This is a genomic window from Rheinheimera baltica DSM 14885 (assembly GCF_000425345.1).
GTDB lineage: Bacteria > Pseudomonadota > Gammaproteobacteria > Enterobacterales > Alteromonadaceae > Alishewanella > Alishewanella baltica.
This window is the reverse complement of the sequence record NZ_AUDG01000018.1, coordinates 1-18638: the sequence shown is the minus strand read 5'-3', so window position 1 is coordinate 18638 and position 18638 is coordinate 1. Positions and strand designations below refer to the sequence as shown.

The following is an 18638-nucleotide window of genomic DNA, read 5'->3' as shown; positions in this document are numbered from 1 at the left end:
ATAAATACGGTTTAGCATATTGGTTTATCTACTACGGTCAGACTTTAAAACGACCAACCTGACTACTTACCACTTGTACCAGTTTTCGTACTTTATTGCCGTCATCCCCGGTATCCCTGGCCAAGATTGATAAATCAATTGCATTTTGGCTAATGCCATTTACGGTTTGATTAACATGTTCCGCAACCGTTGACTGCTGTTCGGTAGCAGCGGCTATCTGTATTGCCATATCATTAATGTTGGCTATCCCGGTAACAATGCGCTCAAGATATTGACTTGCAGAATCTGCATGTTGTTCAGTTTCTGACACTTGGGTTTTAGCATTACTCATGGCCTGCACAGCGCTATTTACGCCGTTTTGCAGGCGCGTAATCATGTCATGGATATCTTTGGTTGATTGTTGCGTACGCGATGCCAACGTTCTTACTTCGTCTGCAACCACAGCAAAACCACGCCCGGCATCGCCGGCTCTGGCAGCTTCTATTGCCGCGTTCAACGCTAGCAAATTGGTTTGATCTGCAATGCTGCCAATCACCTCTAGTACAGAGACAATATTACGGCTCTCAGTTTCAAGCTCTGAAATGGCCTGAACCACTTTGTCGATGTCACGCGCCAGCACACTAATTTCATTCATCGACTGACGAATAACTTTACTCGAATTGTCCGCATCAATATTTGCCTGCTCGGTAGCCGTGCTGGTCAGTGAGGAATTACCGGCAATTTCCTGAACTGCATGTTGCATCTGATGGATAGCAGTTAACACCTGTTCAATATGCTCGGTCTGTTGCTGAGCTTTATGACTGGTGCTATCTGTTTTTTCTGCGATATTGCCTGAAGCAGCCTCCAATTCGACCAGATTGCGCTGAACATCTTGCATCATCAATTGTAATGTTGAAATAAATGCATTGGTTTTCTTTGCAACATCGCCAATTTCATTTTCACTATCCAGTGGGATCCGTTGTGTTAGGTCACCACCAACACTGGCTAATTCACTCACCATATTTTTTAGTTGTGAAAGTGGCTTAACAATAAGATTAGGGCTAAACAGTACGGTTAATACTGCAATGGCGATGGCTATAATTAACAAGGTTATAGTAAGCGATTTTTGTGCAACAACATAATCTGACAAATCTTTCTCTAGCGCAACTAAGCGGTTTTCAATGCGTTCTCCTAACCCATTATACTCTTCACGTAATTGAGAAAATGCATTCCCCTCAGCGCCGGTAATTAGTGTTCGTGCCTGCGTAATGTCATTTTGCTGTGCCAGGCTGATAACTTGCTCAGCCAGACTACGCCATTTAGTAAAAACCGCTGCGAAGTCTGATGACGTCATCACACGAACATCATGTTCTTTAACCAAGTTGACTGCATTTTCCATACGATCAAATGCTTGCTTAACATTGTCCTCAAAATCTTTTTTAGTTGCCGTGGTTGAAATCCCACTGGCACTTAACACTACAAACTCTCTCAACGCCAATTCAGCCTGATATAAATCACGGTCAGCGTTTAAAATAGCGGTTGTGGCAGGACTTAATTTATCAATGGCAATATCTGTTCGCTCTATAACACTATTTATCGTGAACATACTTTTCAAGCCAATCACTACGATCAAAAGTGCAAGACACAAAATAGGTAACGAAATTTGCATTTTAACTGACAGGTTTTTTAATGTATTGGTCATGAGGTCGATATCCTAACGCTAAGACAAGCACACCGTTTAAATGTGCAAGATGTATGGCAATGGCCTATATCGTTGAAAGTATAGTTAAGTTTTATCAGTAACCTAGCGAAATTATAGAATTTATTTTCTAAAGTAATTTTTTGTTCATCGGACGCAACGCATTCAAGCTGAATGTGGAGTAAAACTGTTGTTCGACCTGGGTCAGAGGATGAATAAATCGAAGTTCAGCCGCCAATAGCTGCAGCGGGTTGTCAAACTGCAATGCCGTTTTAGCAAGTAACCGCGGATAATATTTATCATGGAGTATTGGCATGCCCAAACTTTGCATATGAAGGCGCAATTGGTGCGTTTTTCCGCTATGAGGCCTCAAGGTAAACTCGCCAATACCGTTATATTGGGCGCTGAGGGTAATATCAGATACCGCGTTTACTGCACCAGGCACTATAGCGTTAATAAAGCGGGGTTGAGCTTTTTCAATTCGATTTTCGATATGCCAATGCTGTGGGAAGGGACTATTTTGTATGTCTTGCGTTAATCGCGCTGCTGCTTTGTAGGTTTTTAACACCGTTCCGGCACTGAAAAGCTGGTAAAGTTGAGCACGACTTTCAGGGGTAACCGAAAACAGCACCAAACCCGCAGTTTCTCTATCTAAACGGTGTACGGGCACCAAATCATCTATACCTGTTTGGCGTTTTAATCTGGCTAACAAGCATTCATTGACATATTCACCGCCTGGCGTCACCGGCAAAAAATGCGGTTTGTCTGCCACTAAAATATGCTCATCCTGATACAAAATATGATGCTCAAATGGAATAACCGGCTCGGAAACCACTTCACGGTAATAACATAAGCGCCTGCTTGGCATAAACGGTGTTTGCTCTGTTATTGCCTCGCCCTCAAACCAATGCACCTTGTGTTGGACGATACGTTCGCGCCAGGTCTGCTCGGCAATAAACGGAAACTGACTGCAGAGAAACTGCAGCACGGTTTGCCAACCGTCATTGACAGCTGGCAGGGTTATTTCTGAAGCTTGGCGGGCTATCGACACGATATTTTCCGGCATAAAAATCAGCGCGCAGTGTAGCATAAAAGCCGTTACAATAGCCGCCGCTTGTCGTTAAGCCACTATTGGAACCCAGATGTCACATAAAAATTCTGTTTTGCTGCTGCGCACGCAGGAACTAGCAAAAGCAACCAGGGTGTTTAATGCCAGAGGCAGTAAAGTTAAACGCTGTGAAATGTGTCTGTTGCCTCAAGCTGAATGTATTTGTGCAGCCAAACCCAATGTAGCAAGCAGCAGCGCTTTTTGTTTTATTATGTACACTGGCGAGTGCTATAAACCCAGTAATACCGGCCGGATTATTGCTGATGTTATCACTGACAACCACGCCTATGTTTGGGATAGAACTTGCCCTGATACTGCCATGCTAGCCTTACTGGCAAATGCGGATTACGCGCCAATAGTGGTATTTCCACAACAATACGCCACGCCAGAGCGTTGTATTGACTCGCCGCTTTCGTTAGCTACGGTGCAATCTGGTAAAACGCCGTTATTTATTATGCTGGACGGCACCTGGCGCGAAGCTAAAAAAATGTTTAAAAGCCCCTATCTGGCAAACTTACCTGTGCTGGGTATTCAACCTTCGCAGGCCTCGGCTTATCAATTGCGTGAGGCGGCACATTTACACCAGCTATGTACGGCAGAAGTTGCCATTGAGGTGCTAAAACTGGCAAACGATATGGCGGCTGCCGACGCGTTGTCCAAGTACTTTGATGTATTTCGTCGCGCCTATATTGTCGGAAAACCCCATTTAAACTCAAGTACATTAAACGACTAACCCCGGAGACCAAACAATGCGTGACGTAATGTTAAGTAAACCTGCAGTTGAACTGTATAAAATTTTGAAATTTGAAGGCTTAATTAGCAGCGGTGGCGAAGCAAAGGCAGCGATAGATGCCGGTTTAGTTAAAGTGAACGGCGAAATAGAAACCCGTAAACGGCGGCAAATAAATGCGGGTGACATAATTGAATTTGGCAACGAACAGTTGCAAATGCGCTTGCTGTAACGTTGTGGCTATTGCTTGCTAATAATTGGTTGCTAATTATTATTTGCCAATTATTGTTTGCCTAGTTCTGTTGACTTATAAACGCAGCTAGCTGAGCACAAAGCCAGCTGGCATCATCCAGAGGTAAATCGTGACCAGCCCAGGGATGCTGAATATGCGGCGCTTGCCAATAGCGTGCTAAATCGCTGGAGCACTGTGGGCTAACCAGCTTATCGCCACGGCTGCTAAGTAATAAAATGTCGCGTTGCGGTAGAGGCTTAACCATAAATCTGCTCGCCGCCCATAACTGACGCAGCGCATTTAACTTACTCACTGGCCTTTGTTGCTGCCACTGCTGCCAGCTAGTGACAACACTGGCGTGCTCTGCTGGCTTGGCGCTGGTTAACTGCAAAATCATCTGTTCCCGCTTCGCTGCGCCCATAAACGCGCCGCGTAATATCGATACGTAATTCTGCCAACGTAAGCGCTGATAAAATGGCGATAAAGATCTGGCACTGCTGTTAATCAGGGTTAAGGAGGCAATTTGATGCGGATATTGCAGAGCCCAATCAGCAGCTAACATCCCCCCTAGTGATATCGCAACCAAATGCACCTTGCCGTTAAATTCTGGTGCTTTTAGCAACTGCTCCTGAACTGATTGGCGCAAGCCGGCGATATTACCCGGTGAGCGCAGCTGATATAAATCGCCGGTACCCGCGTAATCAAAACTTAGCACCGGATTAGGTAGCGTAGCCGCTAATTCAGTTTTAAATGTGCCCCAATGCCGCTGTTCACGTGTAAGCCCACGGATCAGGAGTATTGGCGTAGAGTCTTTTAATACCATAACTGCCTGGCCGCTGCGTTTAGTTGCTCACGATTAGCCTTGGGTAGCCAATTGTGATAAGACATCGTACTGTTAATTAGGAAATTAATTAAAATAAGATGGCTGCGCAGCACCCTTTTAACGCGATGCGGTTTCACGGGGTGAAACATGCCTAAACTGGACAACAGTTGAAACGGGTTTTTACGTACCCAATTCCACGATCCCATCTCTAATGTCAGCGGCAGCATAGTGGTATTGTGCGCCAAGGCTAAATCATACAAATAGTCCCACAAGTCACCATGACATAAATAATGTTGGGCCTGAGGTTCAAAAATATAATTTTGATGCGGATAGGTTTGCGCCAGTAATTGCCGCAACCGGTACATTTCTGCCAAATGAGCTATTGGCTCGCGTCGGCTTTTAGCGTAAGGAAACCAAAGCCTGTCAGTAGTACCGAAACCGGAATGACAATCCAGTACCAGCGAAAATGGCCGCTTAAACAGCTCACGCTGAATAAAGTCTGTCACAGCACTACTTTCAGTTTCCATTTTGTCGCTGCGGCCACGGTGCCAGGGAATAGCGCGGCTAATGCGCTGACCACCCACCAGCCATGCAGCGCCCTCAGTGCACTCAACAGGGGCATTACGCATTAAATCTACGCTATTGCCATTAGCACGCCACCCATTTGCCATACCCGCCGGATTAACCAAAGGAATAAAATGAATTCGGCACTGTTGAAGAGTATGTTGCAGACACAGATCCCAGGAAAGACGGCTTAATAATGTTTGCAGATAGGCTAACACCACCTGAGTGCCAATGCGTTCAAGACCATGCACTCCCCCCACCAGTACAATTGCAGGTAAGGTCGGTTCGGGGTTACCCAAAGACAACAAATATAGTGGTAATTGCTGTGCCATATGCGGCACCTGCGCCAACACTTCAACATGCAATTGATCAGGAGCTTGAGCGATTAACTGCTCAAGCTGTTGTAGTTCAGGTAAGACTGTATCAGTGGAAGACAACAACAGAATATTCCGTCAATAACGCTTAAGCGATAGCTTACCTGAGCATCACAACAGAAAAATGGCAGTTTTATGAAGGTTTACCAAACGCTGCCCCTAGAGCAACATTTGGCATAAGATTATTAATTGGCAGCCGTATCCAAAGGCGCAAAGCTTTTAACCAAATCGTCCACAGCTTTCATCTGCAACAAATAATCTTCCAGCTTAGCTAATGGTAGCGCGCAAGGGCCATCACACTTTGCCAGATTTGGCTCTGGGTGAGCTTCGATAAACAAACCGGCCAGCCCCAATGCCATGCCAGAACGCGCCAGTTGTGCAGCCTGAGCGCGGCGTCCATCTGCCGAGCTTTCACGCCCACCTGGTTTTTGCAACGCGTGGGTCGCGTCGAAAATAACCGGACCGTACTGCTTCATTTCGTCCATCCCCAGCATATCAACCACAAGATTGTTATAGCCAAAGCAGCTACCACGTTCGCACAATATAACCTGCTCGTTACCGGCTTCTTTAAACTTGGTGATGATATGACGCATTTCGTGCGGTGCCAAAAACTGCGGTTTTTTCACATTAATAACCGCACCGGTTTTAGCCATAGCAACCACTAAATCGGTTTGCCGGGCTAAAAATGCGGGTAATTGAATAACATCCACGACTTCGGCAACCGGTGCCGCCTGATGTGTTTCGTGCACATCAGTAATTAACGGCACCTTGAAGGTATGTTTTATTTCTTCAAAAATTCTTAAACCTTCTTCCATGCCAGGGCCACGATAAGAGTGCACCGACGAGCGGTTAGCCTTGTCAAATGACGCTTTAAACACATAAGGTATGCCAAGCTTAGTGGTTACCTCAACATAGTGCTCCGCAATACGCATGGCTAAATCACGCGATTCCAATACGTTCATGCCACCAAACAACACGAACGGTAAATGGTTGGCTACTTTGGTAGCTCCTACTTGAATAATTTGCCCTGTCATAATTAATCTCAATTGAGTTGCCCGTTTTCAAAGGCAAAATTTACACTGCCGAAATTTACACTGCCAAAACTTACACTGAGAAACGTCAGCTTAAAAAGCAGTTAAAAATACGGGTTGCTTTGTCATGGCCACGCGTAGTACCAATCCTAACCAACCCAACGCACCGAGAAAACACAGCCAGCGTATATAGGCGGTACGGCCTTTAAACGCCATGACACCCAATACAATATAAGCAATAACCGCAATAAGTTTTTCTGTTAGCCAAGGCTGCACAAACGGGTATTGTTGTAATGTCAGCATCAACATAACAGCGCTCAGAAGTAAAAAGGTGTCGATAACATGTGGGGCAATTTTAAAAAATTTACTTTGTAATATTGCAGCAGGTTTTAAACTCATGGCAAAACGAACCAGTAAAAAACTCACACTCAGCACAACCATTAACAGGTGAATATGTTTAAACGCCATATACATCAAGCTCATCCTCTTTTAGTAAAAAAACAGCCAGCGGATGCTGGCTGTTAGGCTATTCGTCGCTATCGGGGTATTTTTGCAGTATTGCCTCTAGTTTGTCGACCCGGTTATTAAAGATTTCTACCAATTTAGGGTCAAACTGCTTTCCTGATTCTGACTCAATCCACATTTTTACCTGCTCTAGTTCCCACGCAGATTTATAACAACGTCGATGTCTTAGGGCATCATACACATCAGCCAAGGCCGCAATACGGCCATAGATATGAATATCCTCGCCTTTCTTGCCACTGGGATAACCTGAACCATCCCATTTTTCATGATGGTCTAACGCAATAATAGCGCCAGCTTGAATAATGCTGCGTTTAGAGTCTTTTAAAATGTTGTAGCCAATGCTGGAGTGGGTTTTCATTACTTCCCATTCGTGATCCTGCAATTTAGACGGCTTGTTTAAGATGCCATCAGGAATACCGACTTTGCCTACATCGTGCAATGGCGCGGCAAACATTAACCGCTCGGCTTCCTCTTCAGTTAATCCATAGGCTTTAGCCAGGTCATAACAAATAAAGGCAACCCGTTTTACATGGTTACCGGTTTCAATAGAACGATGTTCAACGGCTTCACTTAAGCGGTAAACAATTTCGCGTTGGGTATCTTCTACCTCATGCTGCAGTTGCACATTTTCGTATGCAATTTGCACATTTTGCGAAAACAACTCGATTAACTTTTTCTGATTTTCTGTCATAACGCCGGGCAGGCCGGATATATACAATAAAGAACCGTGAGTAAATTTGCTGGTGCAATATGCCACCAAATAATTGTCCCGATAAACAATGCCACGAGAATTTAACGCTACTTCAAAGGCGTCCATTAGCTCTGGTGCCAATACGTCTTGCACCGGTTTCCCTTCTTTACGCTCAAACTCGCCCTGACCGGCAAACACCACCAGTCGATGCGGATCTGATACATCTCCGCTAATATTTCCGGCAACTAAAGAGGAACTGACTAACAATGCATCTTCGTTACAACCCAGTATTGACGTGAGCTGTTGCAGCACACCATCAATAAATTGCTCCATCGAGTGCGAGGTGAATAAATCAGCCGACGCATTAATGATTTTTTCCAGCCCTTGCCGGCTTTGCTCTAAAGACAAAATATCGCGGTATGAGCGCAAACTGGACATAATCACGGTAAACAGTTTTTGTGCTGTCAATTCTGTCTTCGATTTGTAGTCATTAATATCATAATTGATAATGACTTGCCGCTCTGGCGCCTGGCCCGGCTGACCGGTACGTAGGATAATTCTGACATGCTCGTTATGCAGCTCCTCCCGTACATAACTGGCTACCAGCAAACCCGCGTAGTCCGTTTCCATCACCACGTCCAGCAAAATAATTGCCGCGTCGGGGTGCTCAGCAATCAGTTTCTTAGCTTCTGCGCCCGAATAAGCACTAAGAAAAGTCAGATTTTTACCTTGAAACGTAAAGTCGCTTAATGCGAGCTTGGTAACGGCGTGTACTTCAGGCTCATCATCAACAATTAATATTTTCCAGCTGCCATTGATTATTGGCTCGAGTTGATCAGTTTCTTCAGCAAATAAAAAGTCATCACTCATCCGCGGTTCCTTAGCACTCATTCGGCATAAAGATAGTGATTAAGTTATATGACGGAATGCTACAGCGGTCAAAGAAAATTCGTTAAAAACAGCGATTAACCGCGCTTTTGACCACCACTAATACGCCAGTTGTTGCCGTAATCACGTTTCGACTCAACCGAGGTAAAACCGGCCTGCTGCAGCAAGTGTTGAACTGCTTCGGCTTGGTTATAGCCATGCTCCAGCCATAACCAACCGCCAGCATTAAGATGTGATTGCGCCTGGGTGACAATCTGGACAATATCGGCCATGCCGTTGTTAGCCGCTGTTAGTGCAGTGAGGGGTTCATGTTTCAGGGCAATTAAATGAGGGTCTTGCGGATCGATATAAGGCGGATTACTAACAATCAGATCAAACTGCTCGCCCTGCAGTGCGTCAAACCAGTTACTTTGTAACATGCGACAGTTTGTAATGGCTAACGCCACTCGATTAGTCTCAGCCAGCGCCACCGCGTCACTAATATAGTCTACAGCCGTTACTTGCCACTGCTGACGCTGCTGCGCCAGAGCCAATGCAATTGCACCAGTCCCCGTGCCCAGATCTAGCACCTTAGCTTTATTGGGCAGCGCCAACCCCAGCACGTACTCAACCAAAATTTCCGTATCTGGCCGCGGAATGAGAGTTGATGGCGACACTTTTAGGGTTAAACCGAAAAAGTGCCAGTAGCCAAATAGATAAGCCAGTGGATGCCCTTGCAGCCGTTTAGTCAGTAAATCGTTAAGTTGTGTTAGCTCTGCAAGGGTTAATATACGTTCGGGGTAGCTGTACAGGTAGCTATTGCTAACCTGTAACACATGGCTCAGACATAGCCGAGCGTCAATACCGGGCGTCGAACAAACAGCAGCAAGCTCTTGCTGGCTTTGCTTTAACCACTCACCGAGTGTTTGCACCAGCGCCATCACTTAACGATTCTCGTCCGCCAGTGCCGCTAACAAGTCAGCCTGATGTTCATGCTTCAGCGGCTCTAGTACTTGATCCAAATCGCCTTCGATAACTTCATTTAACCGGTAAATGGTAAGGTTGATACGATGATCCGTTAAACGCCCTTGCGGGAAATTGTAAGTGCGAATGCGCTCTGAGCGGTCACCACTGCCCACTAACGAGCGTCGGGTTGATTCTTCCACTAAGCGGCGCTTTTCGTCTTCTGCGGCCTGAATGCGTGATTGCAACACGCTCATGGCACGGGCACGGTTTTTATGTTGTGAACGCTCATCCTGACATTCCACCACAATGCCGGTAGGTAAGTGGGTAATACGAATGGCAGAGTCAGTCCGGTTTACGTGCTGACCACCGGCGCCAGATGCGCGAAACGTATCCACTTTTAAATCGGCCGGGTTAATTTCGATGGCTTCACTTTCCGGAATTTCCGGCATTATGGCTACAGTACAAGCTGACGTATGCACCCGGCCCTGTGATTCTGTTGCTGGTACGCGTTGCACACGATGGCCACCAGATTCAAATTTCAGCGTGCCATAAGCGCCCTCACCTTGCACACTGGCGATAATTTCTTTAAAACCACCATGCTCGCCATCACTAGCGCTGATAACTTCCAGTTTCCAGCGCCGCTTTTCAGCAAAACGGCTGTACATCCGAAATACATCGCCAGCAAAAATAGCCGCTTCGTCACCGCCTGCACCCGCTCGTATTTCAATAAAACAGCTGTTGTTGTCGTTGGGATCTTTTGGCAACAGCAAAATTTGCAGATCTTGATCTAACTGCTCAATGCGCTCTTTGGCCGTTTTATATTCTTCCTGCGCCATTTCTCGCATGTCCGGGTCGCTGTCTTTTTGCATCTCTTCAGCCGAGCTTAAATCTTGCTGCGCTTGTTGATAGTCAGCAAAGGCTTTACTGATATCTTCCAGTTGGCTGTACTCTTTTGACAGTTCACGAAACCGGCTTTGATCACTAATTACACCTGCGTCACTTAATAATGCCTGCACCTCTTCATAGCGCTCAGACAAACCTTCCAGCTTTCGATATACCGATTCTTTCATGGTGTTTTATATGCTCAATTACAGATCTAACAAGGTGTTGATCATGGTTTGTTTATTCAATTCATCATCCTGCCCTAACTGGCGGATGGCTTTGGTTGGACTGTGCATCAGTCGATTACTTAGTTTAGTCGACATTTCAGCCAGGACTTTTTCTGCGTCCTGACCTGCAGATAATTGGTTAACCGCCTTCGCTAATAACTCTGCCCGGATGTCTTCACAGCGCTGGCGATAATCCCTCACCCAGTCCACACTACCTTGCAATGTCAACCACTGTGCAAACTCTGCAACACCTGCACGGATCATTAACCTGGCCTGATCAGCCGCTTGCTGACGGTTACTTAAATTTTGCTCCACGATGGTTTGCAAATCATCTACGGTATAAAGATAGGCATCTTCCAGTTCTGCCACCTGCTGTTCAATATCACGCGGCACGGCTAAATCGACTAAAAACATCGGTTTATGTTTACGCCGTTTTAATGCTTGCTCAACCATACCTTTACCAACAATAGGTAACGTACTCGCTGTCGAGCTGATAACAATATCGGCTTCAGCCAGTTTGGCGGGCACCTGCGCCAACGTAATGGCTGCCGCATCAAATTGCTCCGCCAGCAATACAGCGCGCTCATAGGTGCGATTTGCCACAACCAAAGCGCCAGCGCCTTGCTCTTGTAAATGCTTAGCAACCAGTTCAATGGTTTCGCCTGCACCAATCAATAACACCCGTACCTTGCTTAAATTACCAAAAATTTGCTTGGCTAAGCTTACCGCAGCAAAAGCAACAGACACCGCATTGGCACCAATTTCGGTATCCGTGCGTACCTGCTTCGCCACGGCAAAAGTCTTTTGAAACAAACGCTCAAACTGCGGATTCACCGTACCGGCATTGCGCGCCTGATTATACGCTTGTTTTACCTGACCAAGAATTTGCGGCTCACCCAGCACGAGTGAATCTAAACCAGAAGCGACTTGCATAAGGTGTTCGGCAGCCGCATTATCCTGATGCAAGTATAAATGTTGTTGCAACTCACTGCCGTCAACGGCATGAAATTGTGCCAACCAGACAATTACCTGTTCCGCTTGGCTCGCACTGCCGTTAAAATACAATTCAGTTCGGTTACAGGTAGATAAAATCACTGCATCTGAAATACTGGTGGCAGTGGTCAATTCGCGCAAGGCTTGCGACACTTGCTCAGGCGCAAACGCAACTTGTTCGCGCAGGGCAACGGGTGCCGTTTTATGGTTAATGCCGAGAGCGAAAATGGCTATCACCTGTATCATTAGAATCGTCAGGGGCGGATTGTACGAAAAAGCCCTAACTAAGAAAAGCACAGCGAAGGACTTTAGTGTGGGCTATTCGATAAAGCAGCTATTTATTATCTGCATTTCACTGTATTTGTTAACCGGTTGTAGTTTATTTCAACGACCTACGGTAATAGAACCGCCCTTGGCAGGTTCTGTGCGTGAGCAACAACTTATCGCGATGCAAAACTATACGCTGCAAGCCACCATAGGTATTAAAACTCAACAAGACAATGTAACTGGCAATTTAACCTGGCAACAGCAAGATACGAAGCAGTATCAGGCGCGGCTGAGTAATTTTTTGGGTATCAGTTTATTTGCGTTACAGCAGAAACCCTATAGCAGCGAGTTGACGATAAAAGGTGAAACCTACCAAGCCGCTGACGCCGATACATTGCTATTGCAACTAACAGGCTGGTCTATGCCGCTAGCCGATATGCCTTTGTGGTTAAGGGGCTTACCCGGTAACAATAGCACCGACGTTGTTTACGATAACTTTGGCCGTGTTACCCGGTTTAACCTCATCGACAGCAGTGGTGTTCTGTGGCAACTGGAATATCAGAGCTTTTTTGCTGATGCATTGGCGCTACCTAAACGCCTGCGGCTGACCAGTAGCGATACCCAAATTAAAGTTGTGATCCGGAGCTGGCAATGACCACACTAACACTGCCCGCCGTGGCAAAACTCAATTTATTTTTACATATTACAGGTCGTCGGCCAGACGGTTACCATAATTTGCAAACGTTGTTTCAATTGCTTGATGTTGGCGATGAATTACATTTTACCCTGCGCAACGACAGCAATATTAACTTGCAATGCAATAATAACGACTTAGTTAATGAAGATAATTTAGTCTTACGCGCTGCCCGCTTATTACAGCGCCATAGCAGCTGCCATAGTGGCTGCGATATTTATCTTGATAAACGTCTGCCTATGGGCGGCGGTCTTGGCGGTGGCTCATCAGATGCAGCCACTACACTGCTGGGCTTAAATGCCCTGTGGCAATTAGGGCTTTCCATTGACACGCTGGCAGAATTAGGTCTTACCCTTGGTGCCGATGTGCCCCTGTTTGTACGAGGTTACAGCGCCTTTGCAGAAGGCGTTGGTGAAAAATTACTACCGGTTAATTTACCCGAGAAAATTTACCTGATTGTGACACCAGATTGCCATATCAGCACAGCTGAAATATTCCAACATAATGATTTGATTAGAAATACACCTTTAATTAGCGTTGAGCAAGTATTAACCACGCCATGGCGTAATGACTGTCAGCCGCTGGTCGAACAGCACTACCCTATTGTTGCAATAACCTTACAGTGGTTGGTAGAATACGCGCCGTGTCAAATGACGGGTACTGGCGCCAGTGTGTTCGCGGCTTTCCCGGACCAGACCAGTGCTCAGCATGCCCTTGCGAATTTACCCGCCACCTGGCGCGGTTTTATCGCCAGAGGGGTCAACCAGTCGCCTGTATGGGCTGCGTTGGCAGATACCGAATAAGTAACTGCAGCGGTGCTTTTACCGCTGTTTATTGATAAACCGGACTCACCACTGCCCTGAGGATCCTACCGTGCCTGACATGAAGGTTTTCGCTGGTAACGCCATACCAGAACTCGCAAGTAAAATCGCCAGCCGCCTGTACATTCAACTTGGAGATGCCGAAGTCGGCCGTTTCAGTGATGGGGAAGTTAGTGTCCAAATCAATGAAAATGTGCGTGGTTCAGATGTTTTCATTATTCAATCCACTTGTGCCCCCACTAACGACAACCTGATGGAACTGATCGTTATGGTTGACGCTCTGCGTCGTGCGTCTGCCGGTCGTATTACTGCGGTAATGCCGTACTTTGGTTACGCACGTCAAGACCGCCGTGTCCGTTCAGCCCGGGTACCTATTACCGCTAAAGTTGTTGCCGACTTTTTATCCAGCGTTGGCGTTGACCGCGTACTCACGGTAGATTTACACGCTGAACAAATTCAAGGCTTCTTTGATGTGCCGGTAGACAACGTATTCGCCAGCCCAGTGCTGCTGGACGATATGCGTAAAAAAGGCTTTACTTCACCGGTTGTCGTATCACCAGATATTGGCGGTGTTGTGCGCGCCCGCGCTATTGCTAAGCTGTTAAACGATGCCGACTTAGCCATTATTGATAAACGCCGGCCTAAAGCCAACGTAGCCCAGGTAATGCATATCATCGGTGATGTACGCGACCGTGACTGTATCATCGTCGACGACATGATCGACACCGGCGGTACCTTATGTAAAGCCGCTGAAGCATTAAAAGAGCAAGGTGCTAAACGGGTATTTGCGTATGCCACACATCCGGTGTTCTCTGGCAACGCAGCGCAAAACATTGAAAACTCTGTTATCGACGAGTTGATTGTTACAGATACCATTCCATTGTCAGCCGAAATGAAGGCCGTCGCGAAAGTTCGTCAGCTCACATTAAGTGAAATGTTGGCCGAGTGTATTCGCCGCATCAGTAACGAAGAGTCTATCTCGTCAATGTTTGACTAAGCCAACCCCATTTTGATTAAGGCGCCCAATTGGCGCCTTTTTATTTGCCGCAAAACCTAAAAGCAATTGCAGCGGTGCTCGCAAACATATATTTATCATCAAATATCTTATTTTTATATCTTTTTAGTCACCCAACAGAAATATTTTACACGTTATGTTAACCCAAGCTGTAACCCCTTACCGGTGCAGTCTAAAAGCAATATTCAGGTTAATAGTTTTATTAACTCACTGCATCAGGCGCAGGCTGAATAACGTTAACTAAAACGCTGTATTACTTTCAGTATGGAGAAGTACATGATGAAACAAAATAAGATTTTACTGATGCTGGGCTGTATCGGATTGCCGTTATCAACCTACGCAGACAGTAGTGTTCCTGTTGATTCAACCTCACCCTTTTACGAAGATAGCGCACAATTTAATGACGTGGCATCAACGAGTGAAGCCGGATGGGGTTGGAGCTCGGCCGCATTTTGCGATCCCTACGATACCGGTTGTGATACAACGATAGCGCCACCGGCAGATACGCCTCCGGCAACACCCAAACGCATTACCGTTTCCAGAGTAGCAGGTTCGCCCACAATAAAGCTGAATTGGGCTGCCGCATCACCGGGTATTGGCAGTAATTTTCGCTATGAAGTTTACCAACAGCTGAAAAACGGCGGCAACAGCAGAATATATTACGGTACCAGCCGCACCATAAATTATAATGCGGGGAGTAATACCACCGCAAAATACCAGGTAAAAGCGTGTAACAGTGCTGGCTGCAGCGCGCTAAGCGAGAGTAGCTATTTTGCTATAAACACCAGTTATAACAACGGTGGTGCAAACACAATGCCACTGGAATCTTTTGGCCTTAACGCCGCTATCAGTTTAAGCAAATCATCAACCGCTGCAAACGTGCATACCTTAACAGAAACTGACACCGCGTTGTCGGTGCTGGGTAACGGCTTTGACGCCATAAAAGGTGAAGTATTTGGCAACACTTGCTGGAGTGCTTCAGGTGCAGACAAGTTAAGCTCAGTTCAAAATGTTAACGAACAAAAGTACAGTTTTCGTCAGGTCGACAGCTATGAATCGTTAGCAACCAGTTTAGATTTAAAACGCTCAGGCGGCGGCTCACTGTCATTCGGTGGTTTCTCTATTGGAGGGTCGGGTAGCTCGTCACTGTATAGCGAAACCTCAAAAGTAACAGAAAGCTCTGTCATCGTGGCTTCCTTTGTTGATCAGCGCAAAAAGTTTCAGGCAAAACAAGCTTATGAACTAGGTATGGCATCTAACTACACTAACTTACTTACTGCAGGGCAAAAGCTTGAGTTTCGTAAAGCCTGTGGCGATAAGTTTATAGATACCGTCACTACCGGCAGAAAAATGTTGTTTACCATTCGCGTAGAAAGTGTTTCAAGCAGTTATAGCGAAATTAAAAACAAAACCCTGGAACTTAAAGCCTCACTGGATCAATACAGTGCTGACGGTAATTTTTCATCAAGTGAAAAATCTACGCTTGAGCAAGAATTCCGGGGCTACACCTTCGAAATTATTGGTACACAGACAGGAGGGTCGGCGCCGTCAAACTTATTGCGTTTAAACAGTATTACTGAGCTGATGACCGTATTAAATAACTTTGCCGACAGCGCCAATGATGATTTAGTGGCTATTGCCTCAACCGAGCGTGACTACCCTATTCCCTCTTCAATGAGCGGTAGCCATTTTAGTGTGTTTACCAACTATCCAGTTTATCGGGACATTTTAACAGCCTGGGGCCGGCTAGACAGTCAGGTTGAGCAACGCTGCTGGATGTTAAACAGCGACAAAGTCGGTTTTGACGTTGTAGGAAGAATAGCCGAAGCAATGGGAATGACCTTTTTCCAAGGCAACGTAAGCCAAGAAAACCTGTGCAGCGCCACTAAAGATATGATTGATCGTGGTATCAACTACTGTGCTAACCAGGGTGAATGGAGCAACTGTAAGCTGCCCACTGCGTCCGCCTGTATTGATAGCATTAACCAAGGGCAATGTATGGAGCGCCCGGAGCTACTTTCATTTAAACAATTTGCTCTAGCGGAAGCTCGGCTAGATTTAGCTCGCGGCGGCTGCGCTATTGGCCCTTGTAAAAAGAGTGCTTCAATTCAACAGTGTTTTGCCACTAGCAACACGGTACCGGATTATTCGCGTAATAAAGTGATTAGCAGCAGCTATGTGCCGACATCAATTCCTGGACTAGTCGTTACGGTTGACCGTGCCTGGCAGGTTAATTATGTACGTAACAGCATAAGCAATGCCTCTGGTAAATATTGCTTAGGTTCATCAGCTGAAGTTTACGGCAAAGGTGGCTGGGGCTCTGGTGGTCGATACGAAGCGAACAACCAAATGTTCGGCTTTAAGTTAATTGAAAATATCGGTTACTCGTTGTAGTTGGATCAATATTAAATAAGGGGCAGTTTAGCTGCCCCCTTTTGAAAAGGATGATTATGTTCCTTGAACGCATATGGCCAACAAATAAAGCCAAATACAAATGCATACTGCCTGAGCAGATGCACACTATCGACATCAATAATTTTGCCTCACTGCCCACACTTAACACCTGTGCACTGGATCAGCACATTAATATACAACGTTTCAGCGCACGCTATTTAGCTGGCGGTATCTGCTTAAAAGAAGGCCGCACTGTATCCCGGCGCAGACTCGCACTGTGTGCACTAAACCTCGCACCGGAAGATTACCTGGCAAACTTAGTGCACAAGCAAATACAACGCTATGTAAACGCTATTAACCAGTTTAGTAACAACAAGGCAAGCCTCGCACTGCTGTGTCAGCTGCAAGCACAACTCACCAACAGCGACAAGCAAAATGGTCATATTAGAACAGTACAAAATTGGTTAGGCGGTACGTCACCAGATAAAGCCCATTTTGTGCCACCACCTGCAGAATATTTACCGCCACTGGTAGATGACTTGCTACAGTTCATCAACACACAAAAGCCGCTTGAGCGTGCGCATATTATTGCGGCAAGCAACCAGCTAATAGTGTTACACCCTTTTGTCGATGGCAATGGCCGCTTGCAGCGTGCCTTTACCGACAGCTTATTAGCCATGCAGTCAGGGCACCCGGCAAGTTACATTAGCCCTTTTTTGTATCGGCTTGGCCATAATCATATCGGCTATCACAGCACCCCAACAGCAATGCTGCAAGGCGACTGGTCACAGGTAACCTCATTTTGGCATGACGCCATCAATTGGAGTAATGAAGCCAGCATATGGCTTCTAAACACGGTACAGCATTTACAAAGAACGCTTAGAGTATCATTAGCACTGCGACCAGTGACGCCCGCTATGACATCTATTTTATCATTACTTATTAACCACCCCCTTCTTACCGTTCAATATACCCTAGCGCAAACCCAACATGCCGTTGCTGATATCCAACTCGCCCTCGATACGTTGGTCGAATTTGGTCTATTGCAACGCTACCAGCTGCGCCAGCCGATGCATACGGTAATTTATGAGTGCAAATTAGTATTCGACGCCTACCTGGCCACGGACGAGCATTTATTTAGCAACGATATGTAATAAGATGAGTTATTTTTTATTATGATTAACAAGGTTGATAATAAAAAGCGCCTTTGGACGTAATGTTGATCAGTTAAACAGAATCGGTTTGCCCTAAACTAACCGTTGAAGCCCCGGACGGGCTGAAACGAGACCCCAGGGAAGGGTTTACGGCGTGTTAGTGTGGGCAAAACGATGACAATGTAAACCTTAACTGACTAGCATTATGCCTAGAGGCGTATTTGTTTTTTCCAATGACTAGGGCTGAATACGATTAAACTCCTTTTCCGCGAGTATGTAAAATTTTCTGTGTAAGTGGCTGTTTCTCATAGCGATACACGGTCACCATACATGATAATGAACTGATTCATCGCCGGTTTCCAGTCCCTAAGTGGCATTGTCCACTTCTTCGCAATTTGATGTAAAGCCAGATATAGCAGTTTTAACACGGCTTCGTCGTTCGGGAATGAACGTCTGGTTTTAGTCACTTTCCGCAAGCTGGCATTCAGAGATTCAATCGCGTTGGTCGTGTAAATAACCTTCCGGATTTCAGGTGGATAGTCGAAGAATACACTCAGCCGGCTCCAGTTGTTTCGCCAAGACTGGCTGATCCCAGGGTGTTT

At 46.0% G+C, this 18638-nt stretch carries 18 protein-coding genes; 7 read left to right on the top strand and 11 right to left on the bottom strand.

Going from position 1 to position 18638, the window contains the following annotated elements; genetic code table 11:
- Positions 1–37: 37 nt before the first annotated feature.
- Together H595_RS0107705 and H595_RS21850 are read right to left on the bottom strand one after the other, a co-directional pair.
- Positions 38–1681, bottom strand: a complete 1644-nt coding sequence (locus H595_RS0107705; protein ID WP_027670694.1) for a methyl-accepting chemotaxis protein — start codon at positions 1679–1681, stop codon at positions 38–40.
- 127 nt (positions 1682–1808) lie between these two features.
- On the bottom strand, positions 1809–2729 hold the full coding sequence (locus H595_RS21850) for a pseudouridine synthase (RefSeq protein ID WP_037054090.1): 921 nt from the start codon (positions 2727–2729) through the stop codon (positions 1809–1811).
- 91 nt (positions 2730–2820) lie between these two features.
- Between H595_RS21850 and H595_RS0107695 the strand changes: the two genes are divergently transcribed.
- Positions 2821–3519, top strand: a complete 699-nt coding sequence (locus tag H595_RS0107695) for a tRNA-uridine aminocarboxypropyltransferase (RefSeq protein WP_027670693.1) — start codon at positions 2821–2823, stop codon at positions 3517–3519.
- A 16-nt stretch (positions 3520–3535) separates the two neighbouring features.
- The gene (locus H595_RS0107690; RefSeq protein WP_027670692.1) at positions 3536–3748 is read left to right on the top strand and encodes an RNA-binding S4 domain-containing protein; all 213 of its coding nucleotides are present in this window, start codon (positions 3536–3538) and stop codon (positions 3746–3748) included.
- A 61-nt stretch (positions 3749–3809) separates the two neighbouring features.
- Here H595_RS0107690 and H595_RS0107685 read toward each other — a convergent pair whose 3' ends face one another.
- The 8 genes from H595_RS0107685 to hemA all read right to left on the bottom strand — a co-directional run bounded on the left by H595_RS0107685 (position 3810) and on the right by hemA (position 11937).
- Positions 3810–4571 (bottom strand): alpha/beta fold hydrolase, encoded by a 762-nt coding sequence (locus H595_RS0107685; protein ID WP_027670691.1) that lies wholly within the window; start codon positions 4569–4571, stop codon positions 3810–3812.
- Entirely contained in the window at positions 4562–5575 is a 1014-nt protein-coding gene (locus H595_RS0107680; RefSeq protein WP_240474850.1) for a M14 family zinc carboxypeptidase, read from the bottom strand. The genes H595_RS0107685 and H595_RS0107680 overlap by 10 nt, the downstream gene beginning before the upstream one ends.
- Before the next feature lie 119 nt (positions 5576–5694).
- Positions 5695–6543 (bottom strand): 3-deoxy-8-phosphooctulonate synthase, encoded by an 849-nt coding sequence (gene kdsA, locus H595_RS0107675; RefSeq protein ID WP_027670689.1) that lies wholly within the window; start codon positions 6541–6543, stop codon positions 5695–5697.
- A gap of 90 nt (positions 6544–6633) precedes the next feature.
- Entirely contained in the window at positions 6634–7014 is a 381-nt protein-coding gene (locus H595_RS0107670; RefSeq protein ID WP_027670688.1) for a SirB2 family protein, read from the bottom strand.
- 52 nt (positions 7015–7066) lie between these two features.
- A complete protein-coding gene (locus H595_RS0107665) occupies positions 7067–8626 on the bottom strand; it encodes a response regulator (RefSeq protein ID WP_027670687.1) in 1560 nt (519 codons plus the stop codon).
- 95 nt (positions 8627–8721) lie between these two features.
- On the bottom strand, positions 8722–9564 hold the full coding sequence (gene prmC, locus H595_RS0107660) for a peptide chain release factor N(5)-glutamine methyltransferase (RefSeq protein WP_027670686.1): 843 nt from the start codon (positions 9562–9564) through the stop codon (positions 8722–8724).
- Positions 9565–9567: 3 nt separating this feature from the next.
- Positions 9568–10659 carry a peptide chain release factor 1 gene (gene prfA / locus H595_RS0107655; protein WP_027670685.1) on the bottom strand — a complete coding sequence of 364 codons (1092 nt, stop codon included), beginning with the start codon at positions 10657–10659 and terminating at the stop codon, positions 9568–9570.
- Between the two features lie 18 nt (positions 10660–10677).
- Positions 10678–11937 carry a glutamyl-tRNA reductase gene (gene hemA / locus H595_RS0107650; RefSeq protein WP_037054069.1) on the bottom strand — a complete coding sequence of 420 codons (1260 nt, stop codon included), beginning with the start codon at positions 11935–11937 and terminating at the stop codon, positions 10678–10680.
- A 19-nt stretch (positions 11938–11956) separates the two neighbouring features.
- Between hemA and lolB the strand changes: the two genes are divergently transcribed.
- From lolB to H595_RS0107620, 5 genes are all read left to right on the top strand, one after another.
- The gene (gene lolB, locus H595_RS0107645; protein WP_027670683.1) at positions 11957–12613 is read left to right on the top strand and encodes a lipoprotein insertase outer membrane protein LolB; all 657 of its coding nucleotides are present in this window, start codon (positions 11957–11959) and stop codon (positions 12611–12613) included.
- Entirely contained in the window at positions 12610–13455 is an 846-nt protein-coding gene (ispE, locus tag H595_RS0107640) for a 4-(cytidine 5'-diphospho)-2-C-methyl-D-erythritol kinase (RefSeq protein WP_027670682.1), read from the top strand. The genes lolB and ispE overlap by 4 nt, the downstream gene beginning before the upstream one ends.
- A gap of 79 nt (positions 13456–13534) precedes the next feature.
- Complete coding sequence (locus H595_RS0107635) at positions 13535–14470, top strand: ribose-phosphate pyrophosphokinase (RefSeq protein WP_240474855.1); 936 nt, start codon at positions 13535–13537, stop codon at positions 14468–14470.
- Between the two features lie 294 nt (positions 14471–14764).
- Complete coding sequence (locus H595_RS0107625) at positions 14765–16882, top strand: hypothetical protein (protein ID WP_027670679.1); 2118 nt, start codon at positions 14765–14767, stop codon at positions 16880–16882.
- 56 nt (positions 16883–16938) lie between these two features.
- Positions 16939–18036: a Fic family protein gene (locus tag H595_RS0107620; RefSeq protein ID WP_169338546.1), complete on the top strand. Its 1098-nt coding sequence runs from the start codon at positions 16939–16941 to the stop codon at positions 18034–18036.
- Positions 18037–18341: 305 nt separating this feature from the next.
- On the opposite strand, the gene H595_RS21845 is transcribed toward H595_RS0107620, so the two are convergent.
- A partial coding sequence (locus H595_RS21845; protein ID WP_037054066.1) for a transposase occupies positions 18342–18638 on the bottom strand: 297 nt, incomplete at its 5' end.